Here is a 22,957-nt window from a genome sequence, read left to right on the forward strand (position 1 = left end):
CGGGCACAGCCTAGCACTGGTTGGCGAGGTCGGGCAGAATGAGTGGTTTGGCAGTTACCTGTTAAAGCCTTGTTCGGTTAGGCTTCACGCTTAAGCGCCCGTAGCTCAGCTGGATAGAGCATCCGCCTTCTAAGCGGATGGTCGCAGGTTCGAGTCCTGCCGGGTGCGCCATTTAGGCAGCTTGGGCAAGCAAGTAAGGCTGTAATGCAATATGGTGGGCGTAGCTCAGTTGGTAGAGCGCTGGATTGTGATTCCAGTTGTCGTGGGTTCGATTCCCATCGTCCACCCCATATTCAATGAAGGCGCCTTTGATTGTACGATCTGGCGCCTTTGTTTTAAGCGTTACGCGGACGTGGTGAAATTGGTAGACACACTGGATTTAGGTTCCAGCGGCGCAAGCTGTAAGAGTTCGAGTCTCTTCGTCCGCACCATGCTTCTGTAGGGGCTGTATCGCAACACTGCAACACCGCAATATGGTGGGCGTAGCTCAGTTGGTAGAGCGCTGGATTGTGATTCCAGTTGTCGTGGGTTCGATTCCCATCGTCCACCCCATATTTTTCGAAGGCGCCTTGATCGTGAGATCAGGCGCCTTTGCTGTTTTTGGGGTGCCTGTTCAGGCGAGAGCTGGTGAGTGATAGGGTACGAGGCGCACTTCGACTCGCTGGCCCAGGGCACGAGCGGCGCTGGCCAATGTAGCGAGGGTCATGCCGGGATCATTCTGGTCCAGCGCCCGGTCGACGGCTGTACGGCTAGTATGCATGCGTTCGGCCAGGGCCTTTTTGGTCACATTCTGGCTCTTCATGGCTTCAGCGATCTGCCAGGCAATTACGCGCTTGAGAGCTGCGGCGCTGACTTCCTCAGTCAGCTCCTGTTCGCTGAGGAAATCGTCAAATCCAGAGCCGATGTGTGGGTTGCTCATGTGTATTTCTCCAAGGCTGCTTTGCGCTGTCTGGCTGTATCCAGTTCGAAAGCGGGTGTTTTCTGGCTTTTTTTGATAAAGCCGTGCAGTAGTACCATTGTGCTTCCAGCTACCGTGAACAGTACTCGTGCAATGGTGTCGTCCAGGTTGATCCTGGTCTCCCATAACCCTTTTTCCAGTTTTCTGACCAGGGGCATGCCGATTGGCCATCCAATCTGGACGGTCTTGATTTGCGTGCCGATCAGTCGCTTCTGTTCCCGAGGTAATGACGTCAGCCAGTCGCGGGTCGGTTCGTTGCCTGCTTCTGTGCGGTAGAAGCAGGCATCCAGCAGTGGTGCTTTTTTTTGTTCATGGAAGTGTACCAAAAAAGGTTCTCCATTCAAGTGGGGTCGCGATCTGCTGACGAGAAGCGCATTCCTTGGGATGGGTAGGAGTGTTCTCTTGAAAAGGAAGATCGCGTGGAGCCCTTGCAATCCTCTGGTGACACCCCAATAAAAGCTGTTAGATTTCAGCCGGTTGAAACACCGGCCCGTTTGGCCGGCAGAGGAACAGCCCGATGATTGCAAAAGAAGCCCGCCAGGCCCTGGCGCTGCAGCGCTTCGCTGAAGCCAACCCGCAGCTGCTCGAGGAAATCCGCGAGCTGGATGCGCGTGAACAGGCCCAGCAGATCGAGTGGGCATTCGAGGATGCTGCCGATGAGCAGGGGATTCAGCCTTGGGAGCTGGCGTTGCAGTTGATCGCCGAAAGCCCCGAGCAGCTGCGGGACATGCGCCTGGAAACCCATCGCGAAGTGGCTGAGGCGCTGGGTATGGAGTGGGAGGAGTACTGCCAGTTCAACGAGATCGATCCCGAATAACAGGGCGTCGCTGTCGTACGGGTAGTTGTTTGACAAGGTATTTCGGCTGCGTGCCGCCAGCAGGCGTTGCGCTGCCTTCTATATAAAGAGGCCTGGCACTTCATTGTGCGGGCATAGCAAGTTAATCGACCGGCGTGGTTTCCCGTCGTCCCGGGTGGGGTGACTTCTGGTGCGTGACTCACTAGAATGCTTGCCCTTGATTCTGGAGTCGGGCTATCGCCGGCTAACGTCTGTGCAACGAGGAATATCCATGCAAGTTTCTGTTGAAAACACTTCCGCTCTCGAGCGCCGCATGACCATCGCCGTTCCGGCCGAGCGCGTCGAGAACGAAGTCAACAAGCGTCTGCAGCAGACTGCCAAGCGCGCCAAGGTTGCGGGCTTCCGCCCAGGCAAGGTGCCGATGAGCGTGATCCGTCAGCGTTTTGAAGCCGATGCCCGTCAAGAGGCTTTCGGTGACCTGGTCCAGGCTTCCTTCTACGAAGCCATCGTCGAGCAGAAGCTGAACCCGGCTGGCGCTCCGGCCGTCGAGCCGAAGTCCTTCGAGAAGGGCAAGGACCTGGAATTCGTTGCCATCTTCGAAGTGTTCCCTGAGTTCACCGTTGCCGGCTTCGACTCGATCAACGTCGAGCGCCTGAGCGCCGAAGTGGCCGACGCCGACCTGGACAACATGCTGGAAGTCCTGCGCAAGCAGAACACCCGCTTCGAGGCTGTCGAGCGCGCCGCGCAGAACGACGACCAGGTCAACATCGACTTCGTCGGCAAGGTCGACGGTGAAGTGTTTGCCGGTGGTTCGGCCAAGGGTACCCAGCTGGTACTGGGTTCCGGCCGCATGATCCCAGGTTTCGAAGACGGCCTGGTTGGCGCCAAGGCGGGTGAAGAGCGCGTTGTCAACGTGACCTTCCCAGAGGACTATCAGAACCTGGACCTGGCCGGCAAGGCCGCCGAGTTCACCATCACCGTCAACAGCGTTTCCGCACCTGCGCTGCCAGAGCTGAACGAAGAGTTCTTCGCCCAGTTCGGCATCAAAGAGACCACCCTGGAAGGCTTCCGCACCGAAGTTCGCAAGAACATGGAGCGTGAACTGCGCCAGGCGATCAAGACCAAGGTCAAGAACCAGGTCATGGACGGTCTGCTGGCCGCCAACCCGATCGAAGTGCCAAAGGCCCTGCTGGAAAACGAAGTCAACCGTCTGCGCGTGCAGGCTGTTCAGCAGTTCGGTGGCAACATCAAGCCTGAGCAACTGCCGGCCGAGCTGTTCGAAGAGCAAGCCAAGCGCCGTGTGGTGCTGGGCCTGATCGTTGCCGAGGTGGTCAAGCAGTTCGAACTGAAGCCGGACGAAGGCAAGGTTCGCGAAATGATCGAAGAAATGGCTTCGGCTTACCAGGAGCCTGAGCAGGTCATTTCCTGGTACTACAAGAACGACCAGCAACTGAACGAAGTGCGTTCGGTTGTGCTGGAAGAACAAGTTGTAGATACTGTTCTGCAGAAAGCGACTGTGACCGACAAGTCGGTCTCGTACGAAGATGCCGTTAAACCAGCACAGGCTCCTGCCGACGCTGAGTAACAGGCTTCTCTCGTAGGAAACCCCCACAAGCCAGCCTTCGCGCTGGCTTGTGCGTTATCAAGCCATGACTATTTGGGAGTGAGCGCAGGACATGTCCCGCAATTCTTATATTCAGCAGAGCTCTGACATCCAGGCCGCAGGCGGCCTGGTCCCGATGGTTATCGAGCAGTCCGCCCGTGGCGAACGCGCCTACGACATCTACTCGCGCCTGTTGAAGGAGCGAGTGATCTTCCTGGTTGGCCCGGTAGAGGATTACATGGCCAACCTCGTAGTGGCGCAGCTGCTGTTCCTTGAGGCGGAAAACCCGGACAAGGATATCCATCTGTACATCAACTCCCCAGGCGGCTCGGTGACTGCTGGCATGTCGATCTACGACACCATGCAATTCATCAAGCCGGACGTCTCGACCATCTGCATCGGCCAGGCCTGCAGCATGGGCGCGTTCCTGTTGGCCGCGGGTGCCAAAGGCAAGCGTCACTGCCTGCCGAACTCGCGCGTGATGATCCACCAGCCACTGGGCGGTTTCCAGGGTCAGGCTACCGATATCGAGATCCATGCCCAGGAAATCCTCAATATCAAGGCGCGTTTGAACGAGCTGCTGGCCTACCACACCGGTCAGGACCTCGAAACCATCAAGCGTGACACCGAGCGTGACAATTTCATGAGCGCCTCGCGCGCGGCCGAGTATGGCCTGATCGACTCGGTGTACGACAAGCGGCAACTGGCCTCCTGAACCCAGGTGTCAGAGCAGGTAGGTAGCGAAAGCGCCTACCTGCGGACTTGAAAAAGCCCGCAATTGCCTTCATCTTGTGTTGCAAGCCTACCGGATTGGATCGATCGAATGACTGACACCCGTAACGGCGAGGACAGCGGCAAATTGCTTTATTGCTCCTTCTGCGGCAAAAGCCAGCACGAAGTGCGCAAACTGATTGCCGGGCCCTCGGTATTTATCTGCGACGAGTGCGTCGACCTGTGCAACGACATCATCCGCGAGGAGGTGCAGGAAGCCCAGGCCGAGAGCAGCGCGCACAAATTGCCTTCGCCGAAAGAAATCAGCGGCATCCTGGACCAGTACGTCATCGGTCAGGAGCGCGCGAAGAAGGTGCTGTCGGTAGCGGTGTACAACCACTACAAGCGCCTGAATCAGCGTGACAAGAAGGGCGACGAAGTCGAACTCGGCAAGAGCAACATCCTGCTTATCGGGCCTACCGGCTCGGGCAAGACCCTGCTCGCCGAAACCCTTGCACGTCTGTTGAACGTACCGTTCACCATTGCTGACGCCACCACCCTGACCGAAGCCGGTTACGTGGGTGAGGACGTCGAAAACATCATTCAGAAGCTGCTGCAGAAGTGCGACTACGATGTGGAAAAAGCCCAGATGGGCATTGTCTACATCGACGAGATCGACAAGATCTCGCGCAAGTCGGACAACCCGTCCATCACCCGCGACGTTTCGGGTGAAGGCGTGCAGCAGGCGCTGTTGAAGCTGATTGAAGGCACCGTTGCTTCGGTACCGCCGCAGGGCGGCCGCAAGCACCCGCAACAGGAATTCCTGCAGGTCGATACCCGCAATATCCTGTTCATCTGCGGTGGCGCCTTCTCTGGCCTGGAAAAGGTCATCCAGAACCGCTCCACCCGGGGTGGCATCGGTTTTGGCGCCGAAGTACGCAGCAAGGAAGAGGGCAAGAAGGTCGGCGAATCGCTGCGCGAAGTCGAACCGGACGATCTGGTCAAGTTTGGCCTGATCCCCGAGTTCGTCGGCCGCCTGCCGGTGCTGGCGACCCTCGACGAGCTGGATGAGGCTGCTCTGATGCAGATCCTCACCGAGCCGAAGAACGCCCTGACCAAGCAATATGCCAGGCTGTTCGAGATGGAAAGCGTGGACCTGGAGTTCCGCACCGACGCCCTCAAGGCCGTCGCTCGCAAGGCCCTGGAACGCAAGACCGGCGCCCGTGGCCTGCGCTCGATCCTCGAAGGCGTGTTGCTCGACACCATGTACGAGATTCCTTCGCAGAAGGATGTCAGCAAGGTGGTGATCGACGAGAGCGTCATCGAAGGCACTTCGCAGCCGCTGATGATCTACGAGAACAGCGAGCCGCAAGCCAAGGCCGCGCCCGACGCCTGATTTCAGGTAAATGCCGGATGTTGGCAGCAAGCAAGGAAGGGGCCTACGGGCCCCTTTCTGCTTTTCCTATGCAAGCGCTTGTAATTTCCCAGGCGTGCCCCCACATTAGGTCCAAGCATCATTTCCACCGGTTTCCGGCCATAAGGCCGCTGTAGAGGCGAAATCATGAAGACCACCCTCGACTTGCCTCTTTTGCCATTGCGCGATGTCGTTGTCTATCCGCACATGGTCATCCCACTGTTCGTGGGGCGTGAGAAGTCTATCGAAGCCCTTGAGGCGGCGATGACGGGCGAGAAGCAGATTCTGCTGCTGGCCCAGAAGAACCCGGCCGACGACGATCCAGGCGAAGACGCCCTGTATCGGGTCGGTACTGTCGCGACCGTATTGCAACTGCTGAAGCTGCCCGATGGCACTGTCAAAGTGCTGGTCGAGGGCGAGCAGCGCGGTTCGGTCGAGCGCTTCACCGAAGTAGAAGGGCACATCCGTGCCGAAGTTTCCCTGATCGACGAAGCCGACGCCGCCGAGCGCGAGTCGGAAGTCTTCGTGCGCACGCTGCTGTCGCAATTCGAGCAGTATGTGCAGCTGGGCAAGAAAGTCCCTGCCGAAGTGCTGTCGTCGCTGAACAGCATCGAAGAGCCTGGTCGCCTGGTCGATACCATGGCCGCGCACATGGCCCTGAAGATCGAGCAGAAGCAGGAAATCCTCGAGATCGTCGACCTGTCTACCCGGGTCGAGCACGTCCTGGCACTGCTGGACGCCGAAATCGACCTGCTGCAGGTCGAGAAACGCATCCGTGGACGGGTCAAGAAGCAGATGGAGCGCAGCCAGCGCGAGTACTACCTGAATGAGCAGATGAAGGCCATTCAGAAGGAGCTCGGCGATGGTGACGAAGGCCACAACGAAGTCGAAGAGCTGAAAAAGCGCATCGAGGCCGCTGGCCTGCCGAAGGACGCCCTGGCCAAGGCCCAGGCCGAGCTGAACAAGCTCAAGCAGATGTCGCCGATGTCTGCCGAGGCTACCGTGGTGCGGTCCTACCTGGACTGGCTGGTGCAGGTGCCGTGGAAGGCCCAGAGCAAGGTGCGGCTGGACCTGGCCAAGGCCGAAGAGATCCTCGATGCCGACCACTATGGCCTGGAAGAGGTCAAGGAGCGCATTCTCGAGTACCTCGCCGTGCAGAAGCGGGTGAAGAAGATCCGCGGCCCTGTGCTGTGCCTGGTTGGCCCGCCTGGCGTCGGCAAGACCTCGCTGGCCGAGTCGATCGCCGCCGCGACCAACCGCAAGTTCGTGCGCATGGCCCTGGGTGGCGTGCGTGACGAGGCCGAGATTCGTGGTCACCGTCGTACCTACATCGGTTCGATGCCTGGCCGTCTGATCCAGAAGATGACCAAGGTGGGTGTACGCAACCCGCTGTTCCTGCTCGACGAGATCGACAAGATGGGCAGCGACATGCGTGGTGACCCGGCTTCGGCGTTGCTGGAAGTGCTCGACCCGGAGCAGAATCACAATTTCAACGACCACTACCTGGAAGTCGATTACGACCTCTCGGACGTGATGTTCCTGTGCACCTCGAACTCGATGAACATTCCACCGGCGCTGCTCGACCGTATGGAAGTCATCCGCCTGCCGGGCTACACCGAGGACGAGAAGATCAACATCGCGGTCAAGTACCTGACGCCCAAGCAGGTCAAGGCCAACGGCTTGAAGGTCGAAGAGCTGGACATCGACGTTTCGGCGATTCGCGACATCATCCGCTACTACACCCGCGAAGCCGGTGTGCGTGGCCTGGAGCGCCAGATCGCCAAGGTCTGCCGCAAGGTGGTCAAGGAGCATACCGGGCAGAAACAGGTCAAGGTCAAGGTCACCAGCGAGCAGCTCGAGCACTTGCTCGGCGTGCGCAAGTTCCGCTACGGCCTGGCCGAACAGCAGGACCAGATCGGTCAGGTCACCGGCCTGGCCTGGACCCAGGTGGGCGGCGAACTGCTGACCATCGAGTCGGTGGTGATCCCTGGCAAGGGCCAGCTGATCAAGACCGGGTCGCTGGGCGATGTCATGGTCGAGTCGATCACTGCCGCGCAGACCGTGGTCCGCAGCCGCGCCCGTAGCTTGGGGATTGCCGCCGACTTCCACGAGAAGCACGACGTGCACATCCACATGCCCGAAGGCGCCACGCCGAAGGACGGCCCGAGCGCCGGTATCGGCATGTGCACCGCGCTGGTGTCCGCGCTGACGCAGATTCCAGTACGTGCCGATGTGGCCATGACCGGTGAAATCACCCTGCGCGGCCAGGTATTGGCCATTGGCGGGTTGAAGGAAAAACTGCTGGCCGCACACCGTGGCGGGATCAAGACGGTGATCATTCCCGAGGAGAATGTTCGCGATCTGAAGGAAATTCCGGAAAATATCAAACAGGATCTGCAGATCAAACCGGTCAAATGGATTGACGAAGTCCTGCAAATTGCGCTGCAATACGCCCCGGAGCCCTTGCCAGATGTGGCTCCGGAGATTGTCGCGAAAGATGACAAACGCGACGGCGATGCGAAGGAAAGAATTAGCACGCACTAGTAGTTTTTAGCGGGGGGGCTTTCCTTGACAGTTTTTTCGGGGCCTTGCTATAAAGCGGCACGCTATTGTCAGGCTGCCTCCCGGCACACGTTTCATAAGCTTTCATTACATACTTAGAAACAAACTCAATAGAGAAATAAGGGGACTTAGAGTGAACAAGTCGGAACTGATTGACGCTATCGCTGTATCGGCTGACATTTCCAAGGCTGCCGCCGGCAAAGCTCTGGATGCCGTGATCGACTCCGTAACTGGCGCCCTGAAACAAGGCGACGACGTCGTTCTGGTTGGCTTCGGTACCTTCTCGGTCAAAGAGCGTGCCGAGCGCACCGGCCGCAACCCGCAAACCGGCAAGGCAATCAAAATCGCAGCCGCCAAGGTTCCAGGCTTCAAGGCTGGCAAAGGCCTGAAAGACGCCGTCAACTAAGTCGTCTCTTTCAGCCGGACCGGGCCTGGCCAGGTCCGAGCACGCTGATGGCGGGCCGCAAACGTTCCCGCCTGACACGTTTGCTAAGAAAAGGCGCATCCTCGGATGCGCCTTTCTTTTATCAGGATTCTACCCACGCTCCGCGGTTGTCGACGCAGTGGTACAGCCGTTTCTGGGGGACGCATGCTGCAAAATATCAGGGACAATTCACAAGGTTGGATTGCCAAGACCATCATCGGCCTTATCGTCATGTTGATGGCGTTGACCGGCTTCGAAGCCATTTTTCAGGCCGCTACCCACAGCCAGGACGCGGCCAAGGTGAATGGCCACACCATCAGCCAGAATGAGCTGAGCCAGGCCACCGACATGCAGCGTCGCCAGCTGATGCAACAGCTTGGCAAGGATTTCGACCCGGCATTGCTGGATGAAAAACTGCTGCGCGACTCTGCGCTCAAGGGCCTGATCGATCGCAACCTGCTGCTGCAGGGTGCCGAAGACGCCAAGTTCGCCTTCTCCGAAGCCGCGCTGGATCAAGTGATCCTGCAGACGCCGGAGTTCCAGGTCGATGGCAAGTTCAGCGCCGACCGTTTCGACCAGGTCATCCGCCAGATGGGCTATGGCCGCATGCAATTCCGCGACATGCTCGCCGAAGAAATGCTGATCGGCCAGCTGCGTACCGGCATTGCCGGCAGCAGCTTCGTCACCGACCAGCAGGTCGACGCCTTTGCCCGCCTGGAAAACCAGACCCGCGATTTCGCTTCCCTGACCTTCAAGGCCAACCCGGCTGTGGTCAAGGTCAGCGATGACGAGGTCAAGGCGCATTACGAGCAGCACGCCAAGGAGTTCATGACCCCCGATCAGGTGGTCATCGACTACATCGAGCTGAAAAAGTCGGCATTCTTCGACCAGGTCAAGGTCACCGACGACGAGCTCAAGGCCCAGTACGAGAAGGAAGTCGCCAACCTCGCCGAGCAGCGCCATGCCGCGCATATCCTCATCGAGGTCAACGACAAGGTCACCGACGCCCAGGCCAAGGCCAAGGCCGAAGAGGTCGAGCAACGCCTGGCCAAGGGTGAAGACTTCTCCAGGCTGGCCAAGGAGTACTCCCAGGACCCAGGTTCTGCCAGCAATGGCGGCGACCTCGGCTTCGCAGGCCCGGGCGTGTACGACCCGGCCTTCGAAGACGCCCTGTACAAGCTCAACGACGGCCAGGTATCGGCTCCGGTGCGTACCGAGTTCGGTTACCACCTGATCAAGCTGCTGGGCAAGCAGGCGCCGGAAGTGCCGAGCTTCGCCAGCCTGAAGGACAAGCTGACTCGCGACCTCAAGACCCCTCTGGTCGAGCAGCGTTACGTCGATGCCAGCAAGCAGCTGCAGGATGCTGCCTATGAAGCTTCCGACCTGGCCCAGCCGGCCCAGGATCTGAACCTCAAGGTGCACACCTCCGCTCCGTTCGGTCGCGAAGGCGGCGAGGGCATCACCGCCAACCGTGGCGTGATCCAGGCCGCGTTCTCCGAAGAGGTGATGGATGAAGGCGCCAACAGCACCGCCATCGAGCTCGACCCGGAAACCACCGTGGTGCTGCGCGTCAAGGAGCACCGCAAGCCGGAGCAACTGCCGCTGGAAACCGTGGCCACGAACATCAGCGAGCACCTGGCCAAGGAGAAGGCGACTGCCGAACTCAAGACCAAGGCGGACAAGCTGATTGCCGGCCTGCGTGACGGTTCCATCGCGGCTGCTGGTGCTCACGACGGTCAGGAGTGGAAGGCGCACGAGGCCGTGAGCCGTGGTCAGGACGGTATCGATCCGGCCGAGCTGCAGGCGCTGTTCCGCCTGGTCAAGCCGCAAGCCAAGGACAAGCCGGTCTACGGCAGTGTGGTCCTGGCTGACGGCAGCCTGGTCGTGCTGCAGCTCAAGGGCGTCAATGAAGGCGCCGCCGCCAGTGATGACGAGAAGCAGCAGATCCGCCGCTACCTCGCATCGCGTGCTGGCCAGCAGGACTTTGCGGCCTACCGCAAGCAGCTGGAAGGCACTGCCGACATCACTCGCTACTGAGTGATGAATGCATGACGAAACAGGCCGCTCAATGCGGCCTGTTTCATTTATGCCGCCTGTGCCGGCCCTTTCGCGGGCACAGGCTAGCGCTTCACTCCCTCATAGTTATCCAGCGTATCCCGCGCAATCTCCCGCCCCAGCGCGATCAGTTCCGGCGCTTTGTAGAACTCGAAGAACCGGCACACCCGCTTGGGCACGTTGATCAGCACATCCGGCGGATACCCGGCAATCTTGTACTGCGCCAGTGACGTCTGCATCACCTCGAAGCTCTGGTTGATCAGGTCGAGCAGCGAGGCCGGCCCGACGTTGTCGATGATGAACGAGCCGGTTGCCGACTTGGGTGCGCCTTCACGCTCGGGCGCCGCAGCGGGTTGCTGGGACTCGGGGTCGGCCGTGTCGGCCAACCACGGATTGGGCGGTGCCAACCCTTCGGCGACGATTTCCTGCTCGATGCGAATCAGTTCTTCGGCAGGCTTGCGCCGAAATGGCAGGCGTGAGCCGAGTGAGCTGAGCAGGGCGTCGAAGCGCATCCTGAAGGCTGCTGGCCGTTCGATCACCGGCAGCTGGTACTGCTTCTGGTTGGTGGCGTTGAGGTTGACCGCGATGATCAGGTCACAGTGGCTGGACACCACGGGTACGATCGGCAGCGGGTTGAGTATGCCGCCGTCGACCAGCATCCGGTTGCCCTGCACGACCGGTGTGAACAGGCTCGGAATCGCCGCCGAAGCACGCATGGCCTGGTGCAGGCAGCCTTCCTGGAACCAGATTTCCTGCTGGTTGGTAAGGTCGGTCGCGACCGCCGTGTATGGGATGCGCAACTGTTCGATGTTCATGTCGCCGACGATCTTGCGAATCTGGCCGAACACCTTGTCGCCGCGGATTGCACCGAGGCGGAAGCTGACGTCGACCAGGCGCAGCACATCCAGGTAGTCCAGGCTTTCGATCCAGTTACGGTATTGTTCGAGTTTGCCTGCCGCGTAAATACCGCCAATCACCGCGCCCATGGAGCAGCCGGCGATGCAGGCGATGTCGTAGCCGCGCCGCTCGATTTCCTCGATCACGCCGATATGGGCATAGCCACGAGCGCCTCCCGATCCCAACACCAATGCCACGCGTTTGCTCATGAGCGCTCCCCAGTTTTGCAACCATGGTCCTACAATGCACCGAGCGTTGCCTGTGCTTCAATAAACACTCTAGGCAAAGCCTGACGGGCGCGGCACTTTTCAACCGCCCGGGCGTCGAACAGCCACTTTATTACAATCGCTGAGGTCACATTGATGAAAGCCTGGATCTGCCTTCCCCTGATTGCCCTTGCCCTGGCCGGTTGCGCGGGCAAGACGGCCTATCGGCAGAGCTGCGCGACACAACTGGATGCGGCCTGGAAGGAACTCGACCTGGCCAAGGCGGAAGGTTTTGCCGGCGCGGTGAGCTACTCCAAGGCGTTGTCGCTGTTGACCGGCGCCAAGACCCAGCAGCAGTTCGAAGGCTACGAGAGCTGCACCAACAAAGCCGAAAAGGCCCGCTTCTACATTCGTGAATCGCGCGCCGGGCGCTGACCAAGGAGCGTCACATGTCCACCATGCTCGATCATGTCGTTGCCCAGACCCTGGCCTTGCAGATACGCCTGCTGGCGTGCCGTGAGCGCCTGGCTGCCGATACCGACAGTGAGGCCCTGCATGATCTGCGCACCAGCCTGCGGCGCTTGCGCAGCCTGTTGCGGCCGTTAAGAGGGTTGCCGGGGGTAGAGCAGTTGGAGGAGGCAGCCAAGTCCCTGGGTACCCTGACCACGCCGCTGCGGGATCGGGAAGTGCTGGCGGCCGAGCTGATCGGGCGCGGTTTGCCCGAGGCCGGGCAGCGGCGCCAGGCAGGGCGTGACCGCACGTTTGCCAGCGTTGCCGGCAGCCCACAACTGAACCGGGTGCTGACCATCATCGATGCGTTCCCGCTGTTCTTGCGCGCCGCTGATCGTGAAGGGTTGATCGAGTCGCTGGACAAGCGTGTCGACAAGCGCCTGGTCAAGCAGTGGCACAAGCTGCGCAAGGCCCTGCAGGACCCTGACCACGATCGCCATCGTCTGCGCCTACTGATCAAGCGGGCGCGCTACGGCGACGAGGCCTACCCCCAGCTCGTTCATGCCGGCAAGAAACTGCAGCGTCTGTTGAAGAAGGCCCAGGGCGACCTCGGCAGCTGGCACGACCGCCTGCAATGGTTATTGCAGGAAAAGCAGCACCCGGACCTGACTCCCTGCAAGGTCGACTGGGAGCGAGAGCTGCACGAAACCGAGCGCAAGTCCGATATCACCCTGGACGCGCTGCAGGCGGCGCTCAAGCGTCGCGAGCCCGGCAAATGACCGATATGCGGGCTGATCGGCAGAGGTTTGCTGGCTAGTATTGGCAGACCTTTCGTTGTGGGCAGGAGCCGTTCGATGAATTTCAACCAACTGCTAGACGCTGTGCGGCAAAGTCCTGATGCGGTCAGCATTCCGCCCAGCTGGGCCCAGGGGCGCGCTGTATTCGGTGGCCTGATGGCGGCCATGGTTCATGAATGCATGCGCCTGAAGCTTTCCGATGATCGCCCGGTGCGCTCGCTGGCCATCAGCTTTGTCGGCCCGGCTGCGGCGGATGTGCCCATTCGTTTCGAGGTCGAGGTGCTGCGTGAGGGCAAAGCGGTCAGTACGCTGTTGGGGCGGGCCATTCAGGATGGCCAGGTGGTGACGCTGGTGCAGGGGAGTTTCGGTGCAGGTCGGCCATCGGCAGTGGATGTCGCGGCGGCACCGGCTGTGGAGATGAAACCGCTCGAACAGGCGGCACCGGAACTGCCCTACATCAAGGGGGTTACCCCGGAATTCATGCGCCACGTCGCTCTGCGCTGGGCGGTGGGCGGCCTGCCGTTCAGTGGCAACCCGTCACGGCACATGGGCGGCTGGGTGCGCTTGCGTGACGTGGCCGAAGAGCAGGTCAGCGAGGCGCACCTGCTGGCGCTGGTGGACGCCTGGCCGCCGAGCCTGATGCCGTTCCTCAAGCAGCCCGCAGCGGGCAGTACGTTGACCTGGACCATCGAATTCATCCAGCCGACAGCGAAGCTGTCGACGCTGGACTGGTGCCGTTATCTTGTCGAGACCGAACATGCCCGTGATGGTTATGGGCATGCGTCGGCAGCGCTGTGGACGGCAGAAGGCGAACTGCTGGCGCTGAGCCGCCAGACTGTCACCGTGTTTGCCTGAGCGCTGCTGCAGCGTTGACCTTTAGTGGCGGTGCTTATGGCGCTCGCGCCAGGCCTTCCACCAGGCACCGCTGAGAACGAAACGCGGGAAGGTGATGAACTGCTCGGTCAGTAGCCGCTGCACCGCGTCCTTGCGGTTAGCGAACGGTTCGGGCTGCTCGGCTTCCAGGCGATGCCCGTGGCGTTGCAGGCCCAAGCCGGCGATCAAGGCAATGATGCCGACGGCGATCTGGCCAAGGTCCAGGGCGAACAGGCCTGACAGCACCAGCAGGGCGCCGAGGATGAACAGCGGCACGGCAATCAGGTGCAGCACCAGGTTGGTCGGGTGCCGGTGATTGTGGTGGTAGCCACGCCATTGCCAGGCGTGCAGGTTGGGCAGTCGTTTGTTCATGGGCGGTTCCTCGCGCTGTTTGTCGCAAGCATGCCCAAAGCTTAGTGCGGCCCCGGGTGCGGGGCCAATCGAGGCTGGCTATGGCGACTATAGCTTGAGTTGGCCAATGGCCTTGCTCAGCTCGCTGGCCAGGGTCGCCAACTGGGTACTGGTGGTGGCCGAGCCGACGGTCTGCTGCACGGTCTGTTCGGTGACATCGCGGATGCTCACCACCGCGCGGTTCATGTCTTCGGCCACCTGGCTTTGCTGCTCGGCGGCGACGGCAATCTGCGTGTTGCTCTCGCGCATCTGCGCGACTGCGCCGGTGATTTCGGCCAGCGCCGCACCGGCCTCCTGGGCCTGGCGCACACAGTCGTCGGCCTTGAAAGAACTCTCCTGCATGAACTCAACGGCGTCACGGGTGCCGGCTTGCAAGTCGGCGACCATGCGGGTGATTTCATCGGTGGAAGCCTGCACTCGCTTGGCCAGGTTGCGTACTTCGTCGGCAACCACGGCAAAGCCACGGCCCAGATCGCCCGCACGGGCGGCTTCGATGGCGGCGTTGAGTGCCAGCAGGTTGGTCTGCTCGGCAATGCTGTGAATGACCCCGACCACGCTGTTGATCTTCTGGCTGTCGTCGGCGAGCTGACGAATCATTTCGGCGGTTTGCTGTACCCCGGTGGAGAGCCCGGAAATCGAATCCTGCACGCGGCTGACCACTTCCTTGCCGCTGCCGGCGAGGGTGTCGGCGGTCTGCGACAAGTCTCGCGTGGCGCCGGCGTGCTGGGCAATGTGGTGCACGGTGGCGGACATTTCGTTGATCGCCGTGGCAGCCTGGTCGGTCTCGCTCTGCTGGCCGAGCATGCCATGGCGCACTTCGTTCATGCTCACGGCCAGGCGCACGGCTCCGGCGTCCAGCTGCGCGGCGGTGTCGGCGACGGTGCTGACCACGCGGTGGTAGGTGGCCTGCATGGCGTTGAAGGCAGCGGCCATCTGGCCGACCTCGTCGCCGCAGGCCAGAGGGACGCGGGCCGACAGGTCGCCGGTCTTCTCCACGTGCAGCATCACGTCCTTGAGGGTGTTGAGCTGACTGAGCAGGAAGCGGATCAGCAACTGCGAGGCGCCGAGCATCGCCAGCATCAGGATCAACACACAGAGGGCGTAATTGCCGAAGCGTTCGACGAACACCTGGCGGTAGGTCGGGGTCTGGTCGGGTTGCCGGGTGATCAGGTTGACCTGGCTCGGCAGGGGCAGCCCGGCGGGCCAGGCCGCCAACAGTTCGGCCTGGGCTTGCGCCTGGGCCTGGGCGGCATCGGCGCGGGCGCGGTGCTCCAGGTGCACGGCGTAAAGCACCAGCAGCAAGGTCGTGACAAAGGCCACCGCGTTGACGGCCCAGAATTTGTACTTCAGGGAAATATTGCTAAGCCAGGCACCCATGGGCAGGTCTTCTCTGAGTTGAGCGGAAACATTATTGGCAAGGTGCCATCATTGTGCCCACTCACTCGAGAAGCGGTCATGACATGCGTCAAGGAAGCTGAAAGAAGGCCTTGGCCGTGGTGCGGGTGTGAAGGGCGCAGTGCTCCATGCTCTCGTTGCGATGCAGCGCCACTTCGCGCAGCACCTCGGGCAGGAACGCCGGCTCGTTGCGCCCGTTCCTGGGCTTGGGTCGCAGGCTGCGGGGCAACAGATACGGCGCATCGCTCTCCAGCATCAGCCGGCCCTCGGCAATGTTGCCCACCAATGGGTGCAGGTGCGTGCCGCGTCGCTCATCACAGATCCAGCCAGTGATGCCGATGTGCAGGTCCATGTCCAGGTAGGCGAACAAGGCTTCGCGCTCACCGGTAAAGCAATGCACCACGGCGGCGGGCAAGTGGTCGCGGTACTCTTTGAGGATGGCCAGCAGGCGTTCGCTGGCATCGCGCTCGTGCAGGAACACCGGCAGGCGCAGCTCGGCCGCGAGGGTCAGCTGGGCTTCCAGGGCTTTTTCCTGCAGCGGGCGAGGGGAGAAGTCACGGTTGAAATCCAGCCCGCATTCCCCTACGGCGCGTACCCGTGCGTCACTCAGCAGCTGGCGCAGTTGCCGCTCGCTGTTGGCGTCCCATGACTTGGCATCGTGCGGGTGGACGCCGGCAGTGGCGAACAGGTGCTGGCCGTCGCCATCAAGCTGCTGGCACAGTTCCAGCGCTTGTTCGCTGACTTCCAGGCTGGTGCCTGTGAGGACCATCTGCACCACGCCAGCCTCGATGGCGCGCTCGACGATGGCGGCCTGCTGGTCATGGAAACTGCTGTTGGTCAGGTTGACGCCGATATCGATCAGTTGCATGGTGCTACCTCGTGCCGCGGGGCGGCCAGCATAGCAAAAAGCGTGTTATTCGGAAAAAACCAAGAACTTCAGGCGTTTGCCGTGGTCTTTTGCCGTCATTTCTCAAGACCGCGCCTATCACCATGGCTGCCGCCCACCGACCACGGACCCGATTTCGCATGCTGCGATACCTGCTGACCCTGTTGCTGATGTTCGGCCTGACCACCGTCGGCCCGGCCTACGCACGCCTGCAGGGGCCGCAGCAGAACGTGCCGGCGAACAAGGCCCGCGACCTGCAGCAGATCCGCAGCAGCAAGGTGCTGCGGGTGCTGGTCAACCAGAGCCGCAACAGCTCGGGCGAGATCAAGGGCGAGCCGGTAGGTATCGAGTATTACCGTCTGCGCGGGCTCGAGCATTATCTCAATGCCCGGGCCGGCGATGGCCAGCAGATTCGCCTGAAGATCATTCCGCGAGCCAAGGAGCAATTGCTGGGCGCCCTGCAGCGCGGTGAGGGTGACCTGGCCGCGCCGGGCGAGTTGCTCGACCCGGCGCTGACAGGTGGAGTCAACAGCAGTGCGCCGGTAGTGGACCAGGTGCCGCTGCTGCTGGTCGGGCGCAAGGGCGAGCGCAGCTATACCCGTGCCGAGCAGCTGTCCGGGCGAACGGTAGCATTGACCAGCGCCAGCGCGGCAGGGGCGGTGATCCAGCAGATCAACCAGCAACTGGCGCTGCGCAAGCGGGCTCCGATCAAGATCGAATGGGTCGATTCGACCTTGGCGGTGGAAGATGTGCTGGAGATGGTGCAGGCCGGCATCTATCCGTTGACCATGGTGGAGCGCCCGATCGCCCAGCGCTGGGCCAGGGTCATGCCGAAACTGCGCCTGGACACCCGGGTACAGCTAGGCCAGGCGCAGGCCATGCGTTGGTATGTGGGGCGTGACGCGACGATGCTGCTGGCCACGGTGGATCGCTTTCTCCAGGGATATCGTGCCCCGGAAAACCAGGACGCGGCCTTCGAACGCATCTACCGGCGCCAGTACCGGGTGCACAACCCGCTGGCGCGCAAGGACCGGCAACGCCTGAATGCCTTGCGCCCGGTGTTGCAGAAACATGGCCAGGCACAGCAGATCGACTGGCTGAACCTGGCGGCCCTGGCCTTCAAGGAGTCGACCCTGAACCCTGCGGCGCGCGGTAGCGGCGGGGCACATGGCCTGATGCAGATCACCCCGTCGGCTGCACAACGGGTGGGAGTCAGTGACACCGGCTCGGTCGATGGCAATGTCCAGGCCAGCGCGCGTTACCTGGCGCTGATCCGCCGCAAGTTCTTTGCCAGCCCGCAGATCAACGAGCGCGAGCGCATGGCGTTTGTGCTGGCGGCCTACAACCTTGGCCCGGAACGGGTGCAGGCCATGCGCGCCGAGGCTCGCAAGCGTGGCCTCAATGGTAACCAGTGGTTCTTCCAGACCGAGCGCATCGCCATGGAGCAGGTGGGCATGGGGCCAGTCAACTTCGTCAACAGTGTCAACAAGTACTTCCTGGCGTTCAACCGCGAGCGCACGGCGCTGGAGCGCGTAGTCAGTCGCTGACAAATCCATGAAGGTCCACTTGCAGCTTGCCGCTTCAGGCTCTAGGATACCGCCTGCGCCGATTTAAACAGCTACTTGCGGGGCGCGGGATAGCCCCCTCTGCGGGTCATCCGAAATACCGCTAAAGCGCTGGTTCGGTGACGCCTCCCACCGCTGCCCAGCGGGTTTCGCGAGGCGGAGAGAAACTCCATGAGTTGCCCACGTACCAGTGTCTGTTTGAGCCCATTGCCTGCCAGCCAGGCGTCCCGCACACCGCGCATCCTGCTCGGTGGCCAGCATCAGCCCACGCTCTTGCGTCATCTTGAAGGCTTGTCGCGCCGCAAGGGGCAGGCTCGCGCGTTCCTCATCCAGTTCGCCGAAGATGCTTGCCGCCTGGAGCAGTTCGGCAACGACCGCTTCGACCTGGCGGTGATCCAGGCGCCGGTTCGCGAAGACGCAGCAGAAGTCATTGGCCAGCTTACCCGCATTGCGCGCCAGGGACTGATTACCCGACGCTGAGGAGCGCGCCGTTGAGCACCAATATCATCACCACGGAAGGTCACGAGGCCCTGAAGCAGGAGCTGGACCATCTGTGGCGGGTGTATCGCCCGGAAATCACCCAGAAAGTGACCTGGGCCGCTTCGCTCGGCGATCGCAGCGAGAACGCCGACTACCAGTACAACAAGAAGCTGTTGCGCGAGATCGACCGCCGGGTCCGCTATCTGCGCAAGCGCCTCGAGGACGTGAAGGTGGTCGCCTATTCGCCGGAGCAGGAAGGCAAGGTGTTCTTCGGCGCCTGGGTCGAGATCGAGAACGATGACGGCGAGACGATGAAATTTCGCATTGTCGGGTATGACGAGATTTATGGCCGCAACGATTACATCTCGATCGATTCGCCCATGGCTCGAGCCCTGTTGAAGAAGCAGGAGGGCGATGAGGTGGTGGTGAATACGCCGACCGGTCAGGCGACCTGGTATGTGAACAGCATTCGTTACGGGCTATGAATCAGTACTGCCTGTACCGGCCTCTTCGCGGGTAAACCCGCTCCCACAGGGATTGCACAAATTTTGAAGCTGGCGATGTACCTGTGGGAGCGGGTTTACCCGCGAAGAGGCCGGTACAGTCGATATCAACTTTCCCGCAGCACTGTCAGCGGGCTGGCATTCAGGGCCCGTCGAGTTCCCAGTACCCCAGCCCCACCTACCAGCAGCGCCCCGGCCACTGGCAACACCAGCAACCACGGATGCGGGCTCCACTGCAGGTCGAAGGCGTAGCGATACAGAACCAGGGTGATCAACTCGCACCCCAGTGCCGCCAAAGCGCCGCTGGCCGCCCCCAGCAAACCGAACTCGATCCGCCGCGCTCTAACCAGCAGAGGGCGCGCGGCCCCCAGGGCGCGCAGCAGGGCGCCCTGGCGAATCCGCTCATCAAGGGTCGCCTGCAAGCCGGCAAACAACACTGCAAGCCCCGCCGCCAGCACGAACAGCAAGACATACTCGACTGCCAGGGTGACCTGGGCGAGGATGCTGCGCAGCTGTTCCAGCAAGGCATCGACCTGAAGAATGGTCACCGCCGGGAACGTCCGCGACAGTGCGACCACGTCCAGATCATGGCCGGGGGCCAGGTAGAAGCTGGTCAGGTAGGTGGTCGGCAACCCCTGCAGGGTACCCGGCTGGAAGATCATGTAGAAGTTAGGCTGAAAGCTGTCCCAGTGCACGCTGCGCAGGCTGCTGACCCGCGCCTGGCGTTGCTCGCCGCCGATGTCGAAGGTCAGCAGGTCACCCAGTTGCAGTTTGAGGCTGGCAGCCAGCTCGGCCTCGACCGACACGCCAGGGGTTTCATCGCCAGCAGGCAATGCCTGCCACCAGTTGCCCGTGTCCAGGGTATTGCCCTCTGGCAGGTCGGCCGCCCAGGTCAGGCTGAGGTCGCGTTGCACCGCCCGCTCGCCGGCCGAGTCCTTGCTGACGATCTGCTGCACCGGTTGGTCGTTGATCTGAATCAGCCGGCCCGGCGTCACCGGGTACAGAGGGGCCGAGTTGGCATTCACCTCGTGCAGGCGCTGGGCGAACGGCTCGCGGTCAGCGGGCAGGATGTTCAGGGCGAAGTGGTTGGGCGCGTCCTTGGGCAGTTGTGCCTGCCAGGTGTTGAGCAGCTCAGCCCGCAGCAGTGCGACCAGGGCCATGGCCAGCAGGATCAGGCCGAATGCCAGTGCCTGCCCGGCTGCCGCCATCGGGTGGCGCAGCAATTGGCCAAGGCCCAGGCGCCAGGTCAGTGGTGCACCGGCGAGCGCCTTGCGCAGGCTTTGCAGGCCGAGCAACAGCAGGCCGCCCAGCAGCAAAGCGGCGATCAGGCCGCCGCCGAGCAGGGCGAAGGTCAGCAGCAGATCAAGGCTCAGGCGCCACATGATCAGGCCCAGGGCGAGCAGAGCGGCGCCGTACACCAGCCAGCTGCTCGGTGGCACGGGCAGCAGGTCGCGCCGCAGTACGCGCAACGGTGGCACCTGGCCAAGCGCGGCGAGCGGCGGCAAGGCAAAACCGGCCAGGGCCACCAGCCCGGTGGCGATGCCGGCCAGGGCCGGAACCAGGCCCCCGGCCGGCACTGCACTGGGTAGCAGCCCATGCAGCAGGCCGAACAGGCCCAGTTGTGCCAGCCAGCCGAGCAGCGCGCCAGCCAGGGCGGCGACCAGGCCGAGCATCGCCAGTTGCAGGCAATACAACCCTAGCGCCTGGCGCCGCGACAGCCCCAGGCAGCGCAGCAAGGCGCTGGCATCCAGGCGGCGTGCCGCGTACCGGCTGGCCGACAGCGCCACGGCCACACCTGCCAGCAGCACTGCCACCAGGCTGGCCATGTTCAGGTAGCGCTCGGCTTTGCCCAGGGCCCCGCCGATCTGTCGATTGCCATCGCGGGTGTCGCGCAGGCGCTGGCTGGCGGCCAAATCCTTTTCCACGACCTGGCGGTACTGCGCGAGGGGTTCGGAATCGCCACGCCAGAGGTCGCGGTAGGTGACCCGGCTGCCAGGCTGGACGACGGCTGTGGCCTGGAGGTCGGCCAGGTTCATCATCAGCCGCGGCGTCAGGCTGTAGAAGTTGTTGGCGCGGTCCGGTTCGTAGGTCAGTACGCGGCTTATCCGCAAGGTCTTCATGCCGACGTCGACGCTGTCGCCGACTTTCAGCCCCAGGGCCGCGAGCAGGCGCGGTTCGACCCAGGCCTCTCCGGGGGCCGGGCCGCCACCTGGGGTTTCTTCGGCATAAGGGGCGGCGGCGCTGCGCACCTGGCCGCGCAACGGGTAGGCCTCGTCGGCTGCCTTGATGCTGGAAAGCTGGATGCCGGCATCGCCGCCCACCACGCTGGTGAACTCCACCAGCTGGGCATGCCGCAGGCCCAGCGCCTTGCCGGCGCTGATCTGTTCGTCACGGGCCGGTGCGCTGCCTTGCAACACCAGGTCAGCACCGAGGAACTCGCTGGCGCGCAGCTGCATCGCGCCATTCAGGCGGGCGCCGAAGTAGCCGATAGCGGTACTGGTGGCGACTGCCACCAGCAGGGCGAAGAACAAAACGCGCACCTCGCTGGCGCGGATGTCGCGCAACAACTGGCGCAGCGCCAGGCCGCACAGGCGGGACAGCGGCATGTGCTTCATCAAGCCTCCACCGGCGCCACCAGGCGGCCTGCTTCCAGGCGGATCTGCCGCCGGCAGCGCCGGGCCAGTCGCTCGTCATGGGTGACCAGCACCAGGGTGGTGCCGCGTTCCTTGTTCAGTTCGAACAGCAGGTCGCTGATGCGCTCACCGGTGTGGCTGTCGAGGTTGCCGGTGGGCTCGTCGGCAAACAGCACTGACGGTTGGGCGGCGAAAGCGCGGGCGATGGCTACCCGTTGCTGTTCGCCACCGGAAAGCTGCCGAGGTGTATGGGTCAGGCGCTTGCCCAGGCCGACCCGCTCGAGCAGGGTGCGGGCGTGTTCGCGGGCGTCGCGCCGACCGTCCAGTTCCAGGGGCAGCATCACGTTCTCCAGGGCGTTGAGGCTGTCGAGCAGCTGGAACGACTGAAAGACGAAACCGACATGCTCGGCACGCACCCTGGCGCGCTGGTCTTCATCCAGCGGGCCAAGGTTGTGCCCGGCGAGGATGACCTGGCCGGCGCTCGGGCGGTCGAGGCCCGCGAGCAGGCCGAGCAGGGTCGACTTGCCCGAACCCGAGGCCCCGACGATGGCCAGGCTGTCGCCCTGGGCGAGTTCGAGGGAAAGGGCGTGAAGGATGGCAAGGTCACCTTCCGCGCTGGGGACCACTTTGCTAAGGTTCTGCGCAACGAGAATGCTGGGGCCCATGGAGAATCCGATGCGAGTGTGGTGGTTGAGTGCCGGTCTGGCCCTGTATTGCCTGGCCCAGAGCGCGGCGGCGGGAACATTGCTGGTTGTCGGCGATAGTATCAGCGCCGGTTTTGGCCTGGATACCCGCCAGGGGTGGGTCTCTTTGTTGCAGACCCGGCTCAAGGACGAAGGTTTCGACGATCAGGTGGTCAATGCGTCGATCAGTGGCGACACCAGTGCAGGCGGCCAGGCGCGGCTGCCGGCGCTGCTTGCAGCGCACAAGCCGAGCCTGGTGGTGCTGGAACTTGGGGGCAACGACGGGTTGCGCGGGCAGCCTCCGCAGCAATTGCAACAAAATCTTGCCTCGATGATCGAGAGTGCCCGCAAGGCAGGGGCAAAAGTGCTGCTGCTGGGCATGCGCCTGCCGCCGAACTATGGCGTGCGCTACACCACGGCCTTCGCCAACGTCTATGAACAGCTGGCGACGGAAAAACAGGTGGCGTTGGTGCCGTTTTTCCTCGAAGGGGTTGGTGGCGTGCCAGACATGATGCAGGCCGACGGCATTCATCCGGCACAGGGCGCCCAGCAGCGTTTGCTGGAAAATGCCTGGCCGGCGATAAAACCCTTGTTGTGACGCTTTAAACGGGGGCGGCTTTCGGCTAATGTTGCGCCCCCCGTTTCGAGAGCCCCC

At 62.3% G+C, this 22,957-nt stretch carries 22 protein-coding genes and 4 tRNA genes; 18 read left to right on the top strand and 8 right to left on the bottom strand.

The window, feature by feature from the left end; all coding sequences use genetic code 11:
* Positions 1–94 precede the first annotated feature (94 nt).
* The 4 genes from ACIPW4_RS12050 (at position 95) to ACIPW4_RS12065 (ending at position 552) form a co-directional block, all read left to right on the top strand.
* Positions 95–171: transfer RNA gene (locus ACIPW4_RS12050), tRNA-Arg, on the top strand.
* Positions 172–214: 43 nt separating this feature from the next.
* Positions 215–290: transfer RNA gene (locus ACIPW4_RS12055), tRNA-His, on the top strand.
* A gap of 56 nt (positions 291–346) precedes the next feature.
* Positions 347–431 (top strand) — tRNA-Leu (locus tag ACIPW4_RS12060).
* A 45-nt stretch (positions 432–476) separates the two neighbouring features.
* Positions 477–552: transfer RNA gene (locus ACIPW4_RS12065), tRNA-His, on the top strand.
* Between the two features lie 61 nt (positions 553–613).
* Here ACIPW4_RS12065 and ACIPW4_RS12070 read toward each other — a convergent pair.
* Both ACIPW4_RS12070 and ACIPW4_RS12075 read right to left on the bottom strand, forming a co-directional pair.
* Positions 614–919 (bottom strand): XRE family transcriptional regulator, encoded by a 306-nt coding sequence (locus tag ACIPW4_RS12070; RefSeq protein WP_400658050.1) that lies wholly within the window; start codon positions 917–919, stop codon positions 614–616.
* On the bottom strand, positions 916–1,284 hold the full coding sequence (locus ACIPW4_RS12075; RefSeq protein WP_400658052.1) for a type II toxin-antitoxin system RelE/ParE family toxin: 369 nt from the start codon (positions 1,282–1,284) through the stop codon (positions 916–918). The genes ACIPW4_RS12070 and ACIPW4_RS12075 overlap by 4 nt, the downstream gene beginning before the upstream one ends.
* A gap of 191 nt (positions 1,285–1,475) precedes the next feature.
* On the opposite strand from ACIPW4_RS12075, the gene ACIPW4_RS12080 reads away from it, so the two are divergent.
* The 7 genes from ACIPW4_RS12080 (at position 1,476) to ACIPW4_RS12110 (ending at position 10,505) form a co-directional block, all read left to right on the top strand.
* Positions 1,476–1,775, top strand: a complete 300-nt coding sequence (locus ACIPW4_RS12080; RefSeq protein WP_400658054.1) for a DUF6388 family protein — start codon at positions 1,476–1,478, stop codon at positions 1,773–1,775.
* A 250-nt stretch (positions 1,776–2,025) separates the two neighbouring features.
* Complete coding sequence (tig, locus tag ACIPW4_RS12085; RefSeq protein ID WP_400658055.1) at positions 2,026–3,339, top strand: trigger factor; 1,314 nt, start codon at positions 2,026–2,028, stop codon at positions 3,337–3,339.
* Positions 3,340–3,430: 91 nt separating this feature from the next.
* Complete coding sequence (clpP, locus tag ACIPW4_RS12090; RefSeq protein ID WP_003259400.1) at positions 3,431–4,072, top strand: ATP-dependent Clp endopeptidase proteolytic subunit ClpP; 642 nt, start codon at positions 3,431–3,433, stop codon at positions 4,070–4,072.
* A 108-nt stretch (positions 4,073–4,180) separates the two neighbouring features.
* Positions 4,181–5,464, top strand: a complete 1,284-nt coding sequence (gene clpX, locus ACIPW4_RS12095) for an ATP-dependent Clp protease ATP-binding subunit ClpX (protein ID WP_400658060.1) — start codon at positions 4,181–4,183, stop codon at positions 5,462–5,464.
* 165 nt (positions 5,465–5,629) lie between these two features.
* The gene (gene lon / locus ACIPW4_RS12100) at positions 5,630–8,026 is read left to right on the top strand and encodes an endopeptidase La (protein ID WP_400658062.1); all 2,397 of its coding nucleotides are present in this window, start codon (positions 5,630–5,632) and stop codon (positions 8,024–8,026) included.
* Positions 8,027–8,177: 151 nt separating this feature from the next.
* The gene (gene hupB, locus ACIPW4_RS12105) at positions 8,178–8,450 is read left to right on the top strand and encodes a nucleoid-associated protein HU-beta (protein ID WP_060507983.1); all 273 of its coding nucleotides are present in this window, start codon (positions 8,178–8,180) and stop codon (positions 8,448–8,450) included.
* 183 nt (positions 8,451–8,633) lie between these two features.
* Complete coding sequence (locus tag ACIPW4_RS12110) at positions 8,634–10,505, top strand: SurA N-terminal domain-containing protein (RefSeq protein WP_400658064.1); 1,872 nt, start codon at positions 8,634–8,636, stop codon at positions 10,503–10,505.
* A gap of 83 nt (positions 10,506–10,588) precedes the next feature.
* Here ACIPW4_RS12110 and ACIPW4_RS12115 read toward each other — a convergent pair whose 3' ends face one another.
* Positions 10,589–11,629 (bottom strand): patatin-like phospholipase family protein, encoded by a 1,041-nt coding sequence (locus tag ACIPW4_RS12115; protein ID WP_400658067.1) that lies wholly within the window; start codon positions 11,627–11,629, stop codon positions 10,589–10,591.
* A gap of 153 nt (positions 11,630–11,782) precedes the next feature.
* On the opposite strand from ACIPW4_RS12115, the gene ACIPW4_RS12120 reads away from it, so the two are divergent.
* From ACIPW4_RS12120 to ACIPW4_RS12130, 3 genes are all read left to right on the top strand, one after another.
* Positions 11,783–12,061 (top strand): hypothetical protein, encoded by a 279-nt coding sequence (locus tag ACIPW4_RS12120; protein ID WP_400658069.1) that lies wholly within the window; start codon positions 11,783–11,785, stop codon positions 12,059–12,061.
* Positions 12,062–12,075: 14 nt separating this feature from the next.
* Entirely contained in the window at positions 12,076–12,855 is a 780-nt protein-coding gene (locus tag ACIPW4_RS12125) for a CHAD domain-containing protein (RefSeq protein WP_400658072.1), read from the top strand.
* A 75-nt stretch (positions 12,856–12,930) separates the two neighbouring features.
* Entirely contained in the window at positions 12,931–13,728 is a 798-nt protein-coding gene (locus ACIPW4_RS12130) for an acyl-CoA thioesterase (protein ID WP_400658075.1), read from the top strand.
* 21 nt (positions 13,729–13,749) lie between these two features.
* On the opposite strand, the gene ACIPW4_RS12135 is transcribed toward ACIPW4_RS12130, so the two are convergent.
* The 3 genes from ACIPW4_RS12135 to ACIPW4_RS12145 all read right to left on the bottom strand — a co-directional run bounded on the left by ACIPW4_RS12135 (position 13,750) and on the right by ACIPW4_RS12145 (position 16,420).
* Positions 13,750–14,118 (bottom strand): Mpo1-like protein, encoded by a 369-nt coding sequence (locus ACIPW4_RS12135; protein ID WP_400658077.1) that lies wholly within the window; start codon positions 14,116–14,118, stop codon positions 13,750–13,752.
* A gap of 87 nt (positions 14,119–14,205) precedes the next feature.
* A complete protein-coding gene (locus tag ACIPW4_RS12140) occupies positions 14,206–15,534 on the bottom strand; it encodes a methyl-accepting chemotaxis protein (RefSeq protein ID WP_400658080.1) in 1,329 nt (442 codons plus the stop codon).
* Positions 15,535–15,622: 88 nt separating this feature from the next.
* A complete protein-coding gene (locus ACIPW4_RS12145) occupies positions 15,623–16,420 on the bottom strand; it encodes a TatD family hydrolase (RefSeq protein WP_400658082.1) in 798 nt (265 codons plus the stop codon).
* 158 nt (positions 16,421–16,578) lie between these two features.
* Here ACIPW4_RS12145 and ACIPW4_RS12150 point away from each other — a divergent pair, with 158 nt between their 5' ends.
* The 3 genes from ACIPW4_RS12150 (at position 16,579) to greB (ending at position 18,968) form a co-directional block, all read left to right on the top strand.
* Positions 16,579–17,985, top strand: a complete 1,407-nt coding sequence (locus tag ACIPW4_RS12150) for a transglycosylase SLT domain-containing protein (RefSeq protein WP_400658084.1) — start codon at positions 16,579–16,581, stop codon at positions 17,983–17,985.
* A 189-nt stretch (positions 17,986–18,174) separates the two neighbouring features.
* Positions 18,175–18,483: a hypothetical protein gene (locus tag ACIPW4_RS12155; RefSeq protein WP_400658086.1), complete on the top strand. Its 309-nt coding sequence runs from the start codon at positions 18,175–18,177 to the stop codon at positions 18,481–18,483.
* A gap of 11 nt (positions 18,484–18,494) precedes the next feature.
* Entirely contained in the window at positions 18,495–18,968 is a 474-nt protein-coding gene (greB, locus tag ACIPW4_RS12160; RefSeq protein WP_400658088.1) for a transcription elongation factor GreB, read from the top strand.
* 125 nt (positions 18,969–19,093) lie between these two features.
* Here the strand turns inward: greB and ACIPW4_RS12165 are convergent, their stop codons facing one another.
* On the bottom strand, positions 19,094–21,601 hold the full coding sequence (locus ACIPW4_RS12165) for an ABC transporter permease (RefSeq protein ID WP_400658090.1): 2,508 nt from the start codon (positions 21,599–21,601) through the stop codon (positions 19,094–19,096).
* The gene (locus ACIPW4_RS12170) at positions 21,601–22,284 is read right to left on the bottom strand and encodes an ABC transporter ATP-binding protein (protein WP_400658091.1); all 684 of its coding nucleotides are present in this window, start codon (positions 22,282–22,284) and stop codon (positions 21,601–21,603) included. The genes ACIPW4_RS12165 and ACIPW4_RS12170 overlap by 1 nt, the downstream gene beginning before the upstream one ends.
* A 10-nt stretch (positions 22,285–22,294) precedes the next feature.
* On the opposite strand from ACIPW4_RS12170, the gene ACIPW4_RS12175 reads away from it, so the two are divergent.
* Positions 22,295–22,900, top strand: coding sequence for an arylesterase (locus ACIPW4_RS12175; RefSeq protein WP_400658093.1), 606 nt, complete (start codon positions 22,295–22,297; stop codon positions 22,898–22,900).
* The last annotated feature ends 57 nt before the right edge of the window (positions 22,901–22,957 follow it).

The sequence above is a fragment of the Pseudomonas sp. NPDC089996 genome (assembly GCF_044748405.1).
Lineage (GTDB): Bacteria > Pseudomonadota > Gammaproteobacteria > Pseudomonadales > Pseudomonadaceae > Aquipseudomonas.